Genomic DNA, 13,110 nt, shown 5'->3' on the forward strand with positions numbered 1-13,110 from the left:
CGTGCGCTGAAAGAGGTGCAACCGGGTGCAACCCTTTTTTTGTCGGAATAATAGGCAGCTCGTCAGGAATTATTTTCTGGTACGAAAGTGCTGCTCCTGCTTGGTGCTTTTGCTTCTAGCGAAGGGCCATGACTGCCACAAAAGGGAGCAAAAACGGGGTGATTGTCGATAAATCCGACTAGGTGCAACTAATTCTCACGAAACTGGTTGCACCTTATTTGATTTGTTGCATAGCATTCGCGCCCTAGGTGCAACCGGGAATAACCCGGTGTACCGGCTGATGGCTTTCCTGGGGAAACATCAGTCCTAAATGCGCGGGATCCCGGATCGTCTGCCAAACGTCGTCGTTTGCGTGCGGTTCACCACCGCCGCTACATAAAAACAAAGCCAGGGCGTAACTCAATGAGCGTAAGCAATCCAACCCTGATCACGTTCGTGATCTACATTGCAGCAATGGTGCTGATCGGCTTGATGGCCTATCGCTCCACCAACAACCTTTCTGACTATATCCTCGGCGGTCGAAGCCTCGGCAGCGTCGTCACCGCGCTGTCCGCCGGTGCGTCCGACATGAGCGGCTGGTTGTTGATGGGCCTGCCGGGCGCCATCTATATGTCCGGTCTGTCTGAAAGCTGGATCGCCATCGGTCTGGTCATCGGTGCCTACCTGAACTGGCTGTTCGTTGCCGGCCGTCTGCGCGTGCAGACCGAGCACAACGGCGACGCCCTGACCCTGCCGGACTACTTTGCCAGCCGTTTCGAAGACAAAAGCGGCCTGCTGCGGATCATCTCGGCGATCGTGATTCTGGTGTTCTTCACCATCTACTGCGCTTCCGGCATTGTGGCCGGTGCCCGTCTGTTCGAAAGCACCTTCGGCATGTCCTACGAGACCGCGCTGTGGGCCGGTGCTGCGGCGACAATTGCCTACACCTTTATCGGCGGTTTCCTGGCAGTGAGCTGGACCGACACCGTACAAGCCACTCTGATGATTTTCGCGCTGATCCTTACGCCAATCATCGTGCTGCTGGCCACCGGTGGTGTCGACACCACGTTCCTGGCCATCGAAGCGCAAGATCCAAGCAACTTCGACATGCTCAAAGGCACCACTTTCATTGGCATCATTTCGCTGATGGGCTGGGGTCTGGGCTACTTCGGCCAACCGCATATCCTCGCGCGTTTCATGGCGGCGGATTCGGTGAAATCGATCGCCAAGGCGCGTCGCATTTCCATGACCTGGATGATCCTGTGCCTGGGTGGCACCGTGGCGGTGGGCTTCTTCGGTATCGCGTATTTCTCGGCACACCCGGAAGTGGCCGGTCCTGTGACCGAGAACCCTGAGCGCGTGTTCATCGAACTGGCGAAGATCCTCTTCAATCCGTGGGTGGCCGGTGTCCTGCTGTCGGCGATTCTGGCTGCCGTCATGAGCACCCTGAGCTGCCAGTTACTGGTGTGCTCGAGCGCCCTGACTGAAGATTTCTACAAAGCCTTCCTGCGCAAATCCGCCTCCCAGGTTGAGCTGGTCTGGGTCGGCCGCGCCATGGTGCTGTTGGTGGCACTGATCGCGATCGCTCTGGCCGCCAACCCGGAAAACCGCGTACTGGGCCTGGTGTCCTACGCATGGGCCGGTTTCGGTGCTGCGTTCGGTCCGGTTGTGCTGATCTCGGTTATCTGGAAAGGCATGACTCGCGACGGCGCACTGGCCGGTATTCTGGTCGGCGCGATCACCGTGGTGGTCTGGAAGCATTTCGAACTGCTGGGTCTGTACGAAATCATCCCGGGCTTCATCTTCGCCAGCCTGGCCATCTACATCGTCAGCAAGATGGGCGAGCCGACCAGAGGCATGGTGGAGCGCTTCGACGCGGCGGAAAAAGATTTCCACCTGAACAAGTAATGCCCTGAGCTTCGGCTCACCCGAAAACGGCCCGTTTCCTACAGGAGACGGGCCGTTTTTTTTGTGCCTGTGATTTCTCTGATTCACCGCGATCCCCTGTAGGAGTGAGCCTGCTCGCGATAGCGGTTCATCAGTAACGAAAATGTTGACTGTCACACTGCTATCGCGAGCAGGCTCACTCCTACAAGGTTCGGCGGTGGTTTTGGAGACTTGTCTGTAGTTGAAGGCGCCGCTTTTTGCAGGGTTTTTCGTCAATGAAAGTAGGGTAAATCTGATTTTCCCGTCACCCATTCATCACCCCTTGCCCCTCATGCAGAATCGCCCGCCCTTCATTCTGCAGAGAGACATCGGATGTTCGCGCCTGCCAATCAACCGCGTTTCACGTTGACCCTCGAAGGCGCCCAACATGACCTCAAGGTCCTTGAGTTCACGGGCAAGGAAGCCATCAGCCAACCCTTTCGCTTCGAGCTGGAACTGGTCAGTGAACGGCCCGACCTGGACCTCGAAAGCCTGTTGCACTGTCAGGCGTTTCTGAGCCTGGATGCTCAGGGTTCCGGTATTCACGGTCAGATTTATCAGGTCGGGCAGGGCGATTCCGGGAAACGTCTGACGCGTTATCACTTAAGCCTCGTCCCGCGTTTGACCTACCTCGGCCAGCGGATCAATCAACGGATCTTCCAGCATCTGACGGTGCCGCAAATTGTCGCGCGAGTGCTCAAGGATCATTCGATCCTGCGTGATGCTTTTGAATTTCGCCTCGGCAGCGATTACCCGGTGCGTGAGTATTGCGTGCAGTACGCCGAGAGTGACCTGGCCTTTATCCAGCGCCTGTGTGCCGAGGTCGGCATTCATTACCATTTTCAGCACGGTCCCCACGGTCACCTGTTGGTTTTTGGCGATGACCAGACCGTGTTCCCGCGTCTGGGCGAGTCGACGGTTTATCTGCCGGGCAGTGGCATGTCCGCTGGCGCGCGGGCGATTCAGCGCTTTAACGTTCGCGTCGAAACCCGTACCAGCGTGGTCACCCGACGCGACTACAACTTCGAAAAGCCGCGGCTGCAGTTGCAAAGCCGTGTCGACGGCGAGCAGCGCCCGGTGCTGGAGGACTATCACTTCCCCGGCCAATTCAATGATCGGGAAACCGGCAAGCACCTGGCCCAGCGGGCACTTGAGCGACATGTCGCCGATTACCGTCAGGCTGAGGGCGTCAGCGACGAATCCGCATTGGTTTGCGGACATTTCCTGCAACTGACCGAGCATCCGCGCCACGACTGGAATGACCTGTGGCTGCTGACCGCCATCGAGCATCATGGCCGCCAGCCGCAGGTGCTGGAGGAATCGGTGACCAGCGATGGCGAGGGATTTCAGGGTTACCGTAATAGCTTTCTCGCCGCACCGTGGGACGTGTTCTTCCGCCCGGCGCTGGGGCCGGAAAAACCACGCATGCTCGGCTATCAACCGGCGGTCGTGACCGGGCCGAAAGACACGGAAATCCACTGCGACGAGTACGGCCGGGTCAAGGTGCAACTGGCCTGGGATCGCGACGGCGAATTGAACGAGCACTCCAGTTGCTGGCTACGCGTTGCTACTAACTGGGCGCACGACCGTTACGGCAGCGTGCTGATTCCGCGAGTCGGCATGGAAGTGCTGGTCGGTTTCATCGATGCCGACGCCGACAAGCCTTTGGTCGTGGGCTGCCTGCCCAACGCCGCGACGCCGATTCCGCTGGATCTGCCGGCGGACAAGACTCGTAGCATTTTTCGTAGTCAGAGCAGCCCCGGCGGTGGCGGCTACAACGAACTGCGCATTGAGGATAAGAAAGGCGCTGAGGAAATCTATCTGCGCGCCCAGCGTAACTGGACGCAGCATGTGTTGAACGATCAACAAGTGCAGGTCGATAACCAGCGCAGCATCGTCGTCACCGGCACCGCTCGGCATGAGTTGAAGGCTGATGAGCAGCGCATCACCCACGGGCAGCGCCAGACCGAAGTGAAGCAGGACGATCATCTGAGCGTGACCGGCGACCGTCATGTTCGCGTGAGTAATCAGGCGATCAGCGCCAGTGGGCAATTCCACGTCAGCGCCGGTCAGCAAGTGGTCATCGACGGCGGCGCGAGTGCGACGATTCAGGCGGGCGGGCAGTGGATCAACATCGGCCCGGGCGGGATTTTCAGCAGCGTGCCGATTGTTGTGGGCGGTGCGCCGATGGCGGCGATGAGTGCCGCGCCGGTTGTACCGGGATTGCCGGAGAAACTCGCCGCCGCGCCGGCTGCCATGCTCACCGCTGCACAAATCATGAGTTTTAAAGGTGATGCGCCATTCTGCGAAGAGTGTGAGCGTTGCAAGGACGGTCTCTGTGCAGCCTGATTCCCTTTTGCCTGTTGATTGGCTGGCGCGTGAACCGTTGAGCGCATCCGAGCAATTGTTCGCGGTGTTCAGCAATGCCAGCGAGGCAAAGCCGTTCAAGGCTTGGTCAGAAGCGGCCAGTCCGATCTGGGCCGGGACGATCTATGCCGAGTGGGATGCGGTGATGCCTTACGTGGGAATTGTCGCTGCTGACAGTGAGTTTCTGCATTGGGTCGCCACTACCGAGTCGCGGGACTGGGGATGGTTGGCGGTTTCTTCGGCGAGTCTTGAAGAGCTGGTGGCGCACTTTCGCAGCCTCACCCAAGTGTGGATGCCGGGCGGCAAAACGGTGTTTTTTCGTTTCTGGGACGGGCGGTTTCTCTTGCCGGTTCTGCAGGCCAATGAAGTGGATGCGGTGCAGCTGTTTCCGCTGATCGGGCGTTGTTTGATCAATGGACATGCGCTGGAAATTGGTGGCAGGGCGCAGGTTTCGGCAAGGGCATTCCCGTGGTGGCAGGTGCCGGAGTCAGTGCTGGCGCAGCAGGGTAATGACGTGCAAACGGCCAATGCGTTGCAGTGGTTGAGCGAAGAATATCCGGTTCTTTTCGAGGCCTTTCCCGAGGCGGTTTTGCGTTGCAAGGTGAGGCGGTTTTTTCAGGTTTCAATGTCGGAAGATTCGTCGCAATCGGCGTTACTGGCGTTTTTGCTGGCAGAGTCGGAGTGAGTTTTCGGGGCGAAGGTCTCAGACGATTCCTTCGAGTTGCGGCGGTTTTCATGAACTGGTGGGCGGTGGGTTGCAGGGATAGTCTTTTCGTTGTCACTGCGAGAGTGGTGGCAGGGTGTAGGAGCCCTCTACCTATGGTGCATCAGCGCTGTTGTTTGAATTGCGGCACGTAACTTGTGTGAGCAATGTCGTCAGCGGCGGCTGTGTGCGGGACACGCTTCGGCGTGGCCGAATTCCATGGGTCGGTTTCCTACTCCCGTGCACGGCTGCCACCCAATCCCGTAGGAAGGAATGCGGCAGTTCACTTACACTCTATGGAAGATAGAAATGACGACAATACGAACGGCTCCACCCTACGAAAAGATCATCCCCCATCCTGACAACCGCTTCATGGCCCTGACCGGCAATTGCAGCGACATGCCGACGCTGTTCATCGACACCCACGTGCCCCTCGACATCCTCATGGACGCCGCCAACCATCGTCTGCGCGCCGTGATCCAGGTGCTGGAAAACATGTGCATGCGCGGCTCGGTCGAATGCGACTCCGTCATCCTCAGCGACTTCGCCCAGCTCTGCGTGATTCCTTTGCGCGACGGCTGTGATGTGCTGGATGTCATCGGCAGGCGCCTGCGCGGCATGCCCGCCTGAAAAAGGTCAAAAGATCGCAGCCTGCGGCAGCTCCTACACGGGACTGGCGTTCGCCCTGTAGGAGCTGCCGCAGGCTGCGATCTTCTGACGTTAAAGGAAATCAGTTAGTCAGTCAGGGATGTACGCATCCTGAGAGTTAATAAAGCTGTTGAACGCATCGGAGTTGTAGACCTTCATGCACCCAAAAAACACTACTTTTTCATTCGAGTATTTGCTGTTTGAAGGTGTCTGCTCGTAAGCCGCCAACACGTAGTTTCGGGTTTCTTTGTAGGGATCGTGTAGCACTTGCAGCGTGTCTTCATTTTGCAGGATGGAATGCATGCCTTTGCCCATGAAGGAATAGGCATTGGCGGACAGTGCGATGTCTTTTTCCAGCGCGGAGTGTTCGTTGAATGGCTTCAGAATGCAGTGGCTCAGGCCGTAGTTCTTTAGTGTCTCGCGTGCCTGTTCAATGTGAGTTTCGTCGGCAAGGGCGAGGTATGGGCTAAGCAGGCTGAATAAGCAGATGATCAGATATCGCATGAGTTTTTGACTTCCTGTCGTTCATGGCTAGCCAGTTTAACGCCATAAAAGCAAAGCCCCTCACCCTAACCCTCTCCCAGAGGGAGAGGGGACTGACCGAGTTGTCTGGGTGATGTACGCCGACCTGCGACTTCAGCGGTGAACTTCGCTTGGCCAAGCCTGGAGGGTGGTGTTCTTTCTGGGGACTGACCGAGTTGTCTGGGTGATGTACGCCGACCTGCGACTTCAGTGGTGAACTTCGCTTGGTCAAGCCTGGAGGGTGGTGTTCTTTTTGGGGGGAACTGACCGAGTTGTTTGGGCGATGTGCGCCGACTTCTGCGCTGATCTTCGCTTGGCCAAACCTGAGATCACGCTGATCTTTCAGGTCGATGTAACTCGCAAGATCACTCGGTCAGTCCCCTCTCCCTCCGGGAGAGGGCTAGGGTGAGGGAAAGGCTTTTGTCCGCTCGGCTGCGAACCCCTGACTTGCCACGCGGTAAAAGGTAAACTTTGCGCCCTTCGCAGGAGCAGCCATGAATTATCGTCACGCCTTCCATGCCGGCAATCACGCCGATGTGTTCAAACACCTGACCTTGACCCGCCTCATCGCCTTGATGTCGCGCAAGGAGCAGCCGTTTGCCTATCTCGACACGCACGCCGGCATCGGTCTGTATGACTTGCAGGGCGATCAGGCCAACCGTACCGGTGAGTACCTGGAAGGCATCGCGCGCTTATGGGATCAACCGGATCTGCCGGCGCTGACCGCCGACTACATGAAGGTTCTGCATGATATGAATCCGGACGGCCAGTTGCGCTATTACCCGGGTTCGCCGGAGCTGGCGCGGCGCCTGACCCGCCCGCAGGACCGCGTGATGCTCAACGAGAAGCACCCGGAAGACGGCGTGCTGCTCAAGGACAACATGGCCGGCGATCGTCGGGTCAAGGTTCATCTCGGCGAAGGCTGGCACGTCGCTCGTGCGATGTTGCCGGTGCAGGAAAAGCGCGCGGTGATGCTGATTGACCCGCCGTTCGAACAGCTCGACGAGATGCAACGTTGCGCGGCGTCGTTGAAAGAGGCGATTGGCCGTATGCGCCAAACCGTAGCGGCGATCTGGTATCCGGTGAAGGATCAGCGTGCGTTGCGGCGCTTCTATCAGGATCTGGCCGGCACCGGTGCGCCGAAGTTGTTGCGCGTGGAATTGCTGGTGCATCCGCTGGATACGCCGAACAGCCTGAACGGTTCGGGCATGGCGATTGCCAATCCGCCGTGGGGGCTGGAGGAGGAATTGCGTGAGCTGCTGCCGTGGTTGTCGAAGAAGCTGGGGCAGACTCAGGGTGGGTGGCAGATGGATTGGTTGATTGCCGAGAGCTGATCACTGACTGATCGTTCCCACGCTCCGCGTGGGAATGCAGCCCGGGACGCTCCGCGTCCCAACAGCGGACGCAGAGCGTCCATTGAGGCATTCCCACGCAGAGCGGGGGAACGATCGGCGGCGGGGTCAGTTACCCGCCAGACTCGCTGGCATGCACACGCCGGTGCCGCCGATCCCGCAATAACCCTCAGGATTCTTCGCCAGATACTGCTGGTGATACGCCTCGGCGAAGTACACGGTCGGCGCCTGTTCGATCTCGGTGCTGATTTCGCCCAGACCCGCCTTCGACAGTTCCGCCTGATACACCGCTTTGCTTTTCAGCGCCGCGTCCAGATGCTCAGGCGAGGTTGCGTAGATCACCGAGCGGTACTGCGTGCCGATGTCATTGCCTTGGCGCATGCCCTGCGTCGGGTTGTGCAGTTCCCAGAACATCGCCAGCAGCTCTTCGTAGCTGACCTTGGCCTTGTCATACACCACCAGCACCACTTCAGCGTGGCCGGTCAGGCCCGAGCAGACTTCTTCGTAGGTCGGATTCGGCGTGAAACCGCCGGCATAACCGACGACCGTGCTGACCACGCCTTCACGCTGCCAGAAGCGGCGCTCGGCGCCCCAGAAGCAGCCCAGACCGAAGATCGCAAAGTCGACGTCCTGGAAAAACGGGCCAAGCAGCGGGGTTTCTTCAAACACGAAGTGCTTTTCAGGCAGGGTCATCGCGGTTTCGCGGCCGGGCAGAGCTTGTTCTTTAGTCGGGAGCACGTTCTTGTTCACCAGAATTTCCGAGCGCAGAACCATGATCGTTCCTCTCAGTCAGGTTGGATGTGAAAAGTCAGACCGCCAGTGTGCCGAATGATGCCCGACTTCGCACTCTCCAAATGTGGGGGCGACGGTGCGACGATTCGACTTGCTCGCGAAAGCGGTGGGTCAGGCGATGTTGATGTTGACTGACACTCCGCTTTCGCGAGCAGGCTCGCTCCCACAGGGGAGTGTCTTCTAGAGGAACAGCTTGTGGTGATCAGAGGCAGAGCGGGCCGCGCGGGTAGCGTTTCAGCGCTTGGATGAGTTCTGCGCCCGGAATCGGCCGGTCAAACAGGTAACCCTGTCCGACATCGCAACGGTGGCGGCGCAGGAACGCCAGTTGTTCGGCGGTTTCGATGCCTTCGGCCACAACCTTGAGTTTCAGGTTGTGCGCCATGGCGATCACCGCCGAGGTGATTTCCATGTCGTCCTGGTTGTCGGGAATTTCGTGGATGAAGCTGCGATCAATCTTGATGATGTCGATCGGGAATTTCTTCAAATAACTCAGCGACGAGTAACCGGTGCCAAAGTCGTCCATGGCTAGCGTCAGCCCGAGGCGCTTGAGCTGGTCGAGCTGCAAGTGCGTGTCTTCGGTGGCTTCCAGCAGCAGGCCTTCGGTCAGTTCCAGTTCGAGTAGATTGGCCGGCAGCGCTTCTTCCTTGAGGATGTTGGCGATGGAGGCCACCAGATCCGGGTCGGAGAACTGTTTCGGCGACAGGTTGATCGCCACTTGCAGATTGCCCATGCCGGCGGCAGTCAACGCCTTGCTCATGCGGCAGGCCTGACGCGCGATCCACTTGCCGATCGGAATGATCAGGCCGGTTTCTTCGGCGACGCTGATGAACTGGTCCGGGCGAATCATGCCGCGCTCCGGGTGATTCCAGCGCAGCAGCGCTTCCATCCCCAGCAGGCGACCGCTGCGCAGGCACAGCTTGGGCTGGTAGAACACGTCCAGCTCGTTCTGGGTCAGGGCGCGGCGCAGGTTGTTTTCGACGAACAGTTTGTAGCTGGCCTCGGCGTTCAGTGCTTCGGTGAAGACTTGCACCTGATGTTTACCATTGGCCTTGGCTTTGTGCAGCGCCAGGCCGGCGTTACGCATCAGCGTTTGCGGATCGCGACCGTGTAGCGGCGCGCAGGCCAGGCCGACCGAACCGGTGACGCTGATCAACTGGTTGTCGACGAACATCGGCTTGTCGAGGGTCGCCAGCAATTGGTTGGCGATCTGCTGACCGGTCGCCAGGTCGGTGTCGTCGAGCAGCACGGCAAACTCGTTACTGGCGAACCGCGCGAGGCTGCCACTTGGGCTCAGGCTGTTGCGCAGACGCCGGGCCAGACTGATCAGCAGCTTGTCACCGGTCTGGTGACCGAGGCTGTCGTTGATCCGCTTGAAATTGTCGATGTCGACCAGCAACAGGCTGATCGGCGTATCGCTATCGCGGGCGAAGCGTTCGTCCAGATTGCGGATAAACGCCGGCCGGTTGCCGAGGTTGGTCAGGTTGTCGGTGTAGGCCAGTCGTTCGATGCGCTGCTGCGCCAGTTTGGTCTGGGTGATGTCTTCGTAGATGCCGATGTAATGCGTCAGCTCACGGTTGTCACCGTAGACCTTGGAGATCGACAGCTGACCCCAGTACGGTTCGAGGTTCTTGCGGCGGCTTTTGAATTCGCCCTGCCAGCTGTTGCTCTTGGCCAGCGCCGAGGGCGCGTCGAACAACAGTTCACTGAGGTTTTCCAGCGCCGGCAGCTCGGACAGACGCTGGCCGTGGACTTCTTCGGTGGTGTATTGGGTGATCGCGGTGAAGCTCGGGTTGACGTACTCGACCACGCCGTCGCAATTGACCAGCAAAAACGCGTTGGCGCTTTGCTCGACTGCACGCTGGAACAGGTGCAGGGCGCTGGTGGCTGTGCGGCGGTTGTGGTTGTTGATGACTTGCGCAAACTGGTCAGCCAGCTCACCGGCAAAGGCGATTTCGTCGGACTGCCAGGCGCGGGTGACGCCGGTCTGTTCCAGACACAGCACGCCGACCACTTGCCCGTCGACGCGAATACTGGCGTCGAGCATGGCGTTGACGTCGCGCGGGCGCAGGGCTTCGGCCATCTCCCGGGTACGCGGGTCGCGCATCGCGTTGTGCGCATCGATGGCGCGACTGCCGTGCAGGGCGTCCATGTAATCCGGGAAGCTACTGATGTCGATCACGTCCGGAAGGATGTATTCCTGGGTCGCGCGGTGGTACGCGGAGATCGGCACCAGATGCTGGCCTTCGAGGTTCCACAAGCTGGCGCAGTCGATTTCATAGATATCGCAGGCGCAGCGGGTGATCAGCTCGGCGGCTTCCTGCAACGAGTTGTGCGTGCTGTAGCGCTGGCGCGCGAGCAGCAGAATCAAGTCCTGCTGGGCGCGCACGCGTTCCAGGTGCTGCAGTTGTTCCTGCTGGGCGCGTTGATTGAGTTCAAGGGCGATTTGCAGGCGCGAATTCTGGGTTTCGAGGTCGACGCAGGGCACCTGCGGCACTTCGTAGAACACATCATCGACCGCCAATAGATAGCCGCGCAGCAGATGACGATTGTGCTGTTTATACGCTTCGCCCAATTCGAGGATGTTCAGCTTGCCTGCGGCGGTGTGCAGGGTATAGCGCACCAGATAATGCGGGCTGTCGCGCAGTTGCTGCTGGATCGCGTCGTGCAGTTGATAGCGCGCTTCGGGTTCCATCAGGCTGGCGTAGGGTGAACCGACCAGGGCGCAAAGCTCAACGGCCGGCTGGCCGAACTGGCGTTCACAGTTGGGATCGAGAAACAGCATCGCCCAACTGGCTTCATTCAAGCGCTCGAAACGCAGCATGCCGAGCCGCGAGGGCACAGGCAACTGCGTCACTACCTCGGCCGCCATACGGCTGGCGGCATCGGGTTGGCTCTTCATGAAGGGAACTCGCTTGGAAATATGCTGAACGCGCCGGGCTCTCGCCCTCTTTACTGTTGCCTGCGGCAAGGTTGCATCATTGCGGCACTGACTGACAAGAGACATGAAGGCCAAGTGCTATAAGAATATGTCGGCTGCGTCGGGCATTTCTCCAGCACGTCGTTGAAAAGAGTAAAAGATCGCAGCCTTGGGCAGTGTCTACAGGGGAATGCGCCCTCTGTAGGCGCTGTCGAAGGCTGCGATCTTTAAGGCTTAGCGCAGCTTTATGGCGATCGACTGCAGCCGTTTTCCATCCCGATCATGGTAATTGACCACAAGCTGATCAGCCTCGACCACCAAGTGGGCGAAATTGTCTTCACTCACCACCGTGCTGGTCAGTTCATGCCGATAATCGCCCGCCGCCGTGCGCACCAGCGGCTGATCCAGGATGAACGTGGACGCTTTGGCATATGGCAGCAGTTTGCTGTTGCACAGCGGCGAGGACACCACCGTGTGGATTTCGAAGTCCGGGTCTTCGCTGTGTGTCAAACGAGCCGTCAGCGAGCCATGCACGTCCCCGGAAATGAACACGACATTCTTGATTCGCCGGGTGCGGATGGTTTCCAGCAGGCGCAGACGTTGTTCGGGAAAGGCTTTCCAGGCGTCATCGCCGTGGCGTTTGCGATCGGGATAGAACATCACGCTGGTGACCACGAACTTGACCCGCGCTGTGCTGTGGCTCAGCCATTTGAGCAGGGCCTGTTCCTGTGCCTCGTCGAGGATGCGTCGGTCATCGGCTGACAAGTTGCGGCGGGTGCGACTATCGGTGACAAACCATTCGATATCGCCGTCGCTGAATTGATACCAGTAATGCTCAAGTGTCGAGTGATCTATTTTACCGTTAGTTGTCAGTGGATGTACCGGGCTATGACTGGCCTGATACAACTCATAGGCAGCCATTGCGTTACGGTACAAGTCGCCGTCGGACTTGCTGGCATTGGCAGGCCAGTTATCTTCGATTTCGTGATCATCGAGAATCATGTAAGTCGACGTGCCAGACATCAACCGTTGAATGTTGGGTTGGGAAAACGCGGCGCGGTACTTGTTGAGAATGTCTTTGTATTCGCGATCCGGTGCGACCAGGTTCAAGTCGTCCACATAAATTTGATCGCCTGTCATCAATACCGCGCTGATCGGGGGTTGTATGCCCTCGATGAGCTGATTGATGGATGCAAAGATCCGGTCACCCAGTTGCGGCAGGGAGGCAATGCCAGCAGTCATGCGCAAGTAGCGGCAGGAGCCGACGATGTAGGCTCTGGGGTGCAGGGCTTTGCTGGAGCGGGTGCGCAGGCGATAGATTTCCCGTGGCCATTGCAACGGCAACTCGGCAACGCTGTCTGGCGTATGCACCGGATTCATCGGGCTGAACCAGCCGGTCTGATATTCATATTCGGTGTCGGCACTCAAGTTGTTGAGGGCGAACACATGTGACATGTCGCGTAATTCACTCAGTTGCGCAAAGTTACCTTTGGACCAATGTTGTGTGCTGAAAGCGCGATAACGAATCCCGGCAAATACCGGCGAGTTGTTCTGACGATCGCCACGCATGAAGATGCGCCCATGATCAGTTGTAACGTGGCCGGTAATTGGGCCGATAGTTGGTTTTAACATGTCGATTCCATTCGAATTAACTTGAATTAACAGGGTTCACTAAGTTTTATTAGTTGAATTGGTTGCGCCTAGGTTAGTTGCGTATCGAATAAAAAAGATCGGTGCCAAGTCGACCGGAGTTGTGGCCGATGTCAGCGCGACGTGTGGGAAAAAGACGAGGGAGGTGATTCTTCAGGCAAAAAAAAGCCCCGCCAAACTGACGGGGTTGAGGTACGAGCGTGTGGCGCTCGAAAGGGTGCAGCAATCGGCCCTCCGTTGCCGGAGGGCCGATC

Annotated in this window: 9 protein-coding genes; 5 read left to right on the forward strand and 4 right to left on the reverse strand. The window is 58.4% G+C overall.

The features are described 5' to 3' along the window. Window positions 1-402 precede the first annotated feature (402 nt). The 4 genes from putP (at window position 403) to HU754_RS03390 (ending at window position 5,605) form a co-directional block, all read left to right on the forward strand. Window positions 403-1,887 (forward strand): sodium/proline symporter PutP, encoded by a 1,485-nt coding sequence (putP, locus tag HU754_RS03375; RefSeq protein WP_186621243.1) that lies wholly within the window; start codon window positions 403-405, stop codon window positions 1,885-1,887. A 351-nt stretch (window positions 1,888-2,238) separates the two neighbouring features. Continuing rightward, the gene (locus tag HU754_RS03380; protein WP_186621241.1) at window positions 2,239-4,254 is read left to right on the forward strand and encodes a type VI secretion system Vgr family protein; all 2,016 of its coding nucleotides are present in this window, start codon (window positions 2,239-2,241) and stop codon (window positions 4,252-4,254) included. Next, window positions 4,244-4,957, forward strand: a complete 714-nt coding sequence (locus tag HU754_RS03385; RefSeq protein WP_186621239.1) for a DUF4123 domain-containing protein — start codon at window positions 4,244-4,246, stop codon at window positions 4,955-4,957. The genes HU754_RS03380 and HU754_RS03385 overlap by 11 nt, the downstream gene beginning before the upstream one ends. A gap of 327 nt (window positions 4,958-5,284) precedes the next feature. Continuing rightward, the gene (locus HU754_RS03390; RefSeq protein ID WP_186621237.1) at window positions 5,285-5,605 is read left to right on the forward strand and encodes a hypothetical protein; all 321 of its coding nucleotides are present in this window, start codon (window positions 5,285-5,287) and stop codon (window positions 5,603-5,605) included. Window positions 5,606-5,713: 108 nt separating this feature from the next. Here HU754_RS03390 and HU754_RS03395 read toward each other — a convergent pair whose 3' ends face one another. Continuing rightward, window positions 5,714-6,127 (reverse strand): T6SS amidase immunity protein Tai4 family protein, encoded by a 414-nt coding sequence (locus HU754_RS03395; protein WP_186621235.1) that lies wholly within the window; start codon window positions 6,125-6,127, stop codon window positions 5,714-5,716. A gap of 512 nt (window positions 6,128-6,639) precedes the next feature. Between HU754_RS03395 and HU754_RS03400 the strand changes: the two genes are divergently transcribed. Continuing rightward, window positions 6,640-7,479 (forward strand): 23S rRNA (adenine(2030)-N(6))-methyltransferase RlmJ, encoded by an 840-nt coding sequence (locus tag HU754_RS03400; RefSeq protein WP_093430119.1) that lies wholly within the window; start codon window positions 6,640-6,642, stop codon window positions 7,477-7,479. Window positions 7,480-7,605: 126 nt separating this feature from the next. Here the strand turns inward: HU754_RS03400 and msrA are convergent, their stop codons facing one another. The 3 genes from msrA to HU754_RS03415 all read right to left on the reverse strand — a co-directional run bounded on the left by msrA (window position 7,606) and on the right by HU754_RS03415 (window position 12,838). Further along, on the reverse strand, window positions 7,606-8,271 hold the full coding sequence (msrA, locus tag HU754_RS03405) for a peptide-methionine (S)-S-oxide reductase MsrA (protein ID WP_095047250.1): 666 nt from the start codon (window positions 8,269-8,271) through the stop codon (window positions 7,606-7,608). 220 nt (window positions 8,272-8,491) lie between these two features. Beyond that, window positions 8,492-11,188 carry a putative bifunctional diguanylate cyclase/phosphodiesterase gene (locus HU754_RS03410; protein WP_186621233.1) on the reverse strand — a complete coding sequence of 899 codons (2,697 nt, stop codon included), beginning with the start codon at window positions 11,186-11,188 and terminating at the stop codon, window positions 8,492-8,494. A gap of 252 nt (window positions 11,189-11,440) precedes the next feature. Then, the gene (locus tag HU754_RS03415) at window positions 11,441-12,838 is read right to left on the reverse strand and encodes an alkaline phosphatase D family protein (RefSeq protein WP_186621231.1); all 1,398 of its coding nucleotides are present in this window, start codon (window positions 12,836-12,838) and stop codon (window positions 11,441-11,443) included. Window positions 12,839-13,110: the final 272 nt, after the last annotated feature.

The sequence above is a fragment of the Pseudomonas zeae genome, assembly GCF_014268485.2.
Classification (GTDB): domain Bacteria; phylum Pseudomonadota; class Gammaproteobacteria; order Pseudomonadales; family Pseudomonadaceae; genus Aquipseudomonas; species Aquipseudomonas neuropathica.

Coding starts and splice junctions, on each gene's coding strand:
- putP (WP_186621243.1), top strand. CDS start 403: ATGAGCGTAAGCAATCCAACCCTGATCACGTTCGTGATCTACATTGCA.
- HU754_RS03390 (WP_186621237.1), top strand. CDS start 5,285: ATGACGACAATACGAACGGCTCCACCCTACGAAAAGATCATCCCCCAT.
- HU754_RS03410 (WP_186621233.1), bottom strand. CDS start 11,188: ATGAAGAGCCAACCCGATGCCGCCAGCCGTATGGCGGCCGAGGTAGTG.
- msrA (WP_095047250.1), bottom strand. CDS start 8,271: ATGGTTCTGCGCTCGGAAATTCTGGTGAACAAGAACGTGCTCCCGACT.
- HU754_RS03415 (WP_186621231.1), bottom strand. CDS start 12,838: ATGTTAAAACCAACTATCGGCCCAATTACCGGCCACGTTACAACTGAT.
- HU754_RS03380 (WP_186621241.1), top strand. CDS start 2,239: ATGTTCGCGCCTGCCAATCAACCGCGTTTCACGTTGACCCTCGAAGGC.
- HU754_RS03400 (WP_093430119.1), top strand. CDS start 6,640: ATGAATTATCGTCACGCCTTCCATGCCGGCAATCACGCCGATGTGTTC.
- HU754_RS03395 (WP_186621235.1), bottom strand. CDS start 6,127: ATGCGATATCTGATCATCTGCTTATTCAGCCTGCTTAGCCCATACCTC.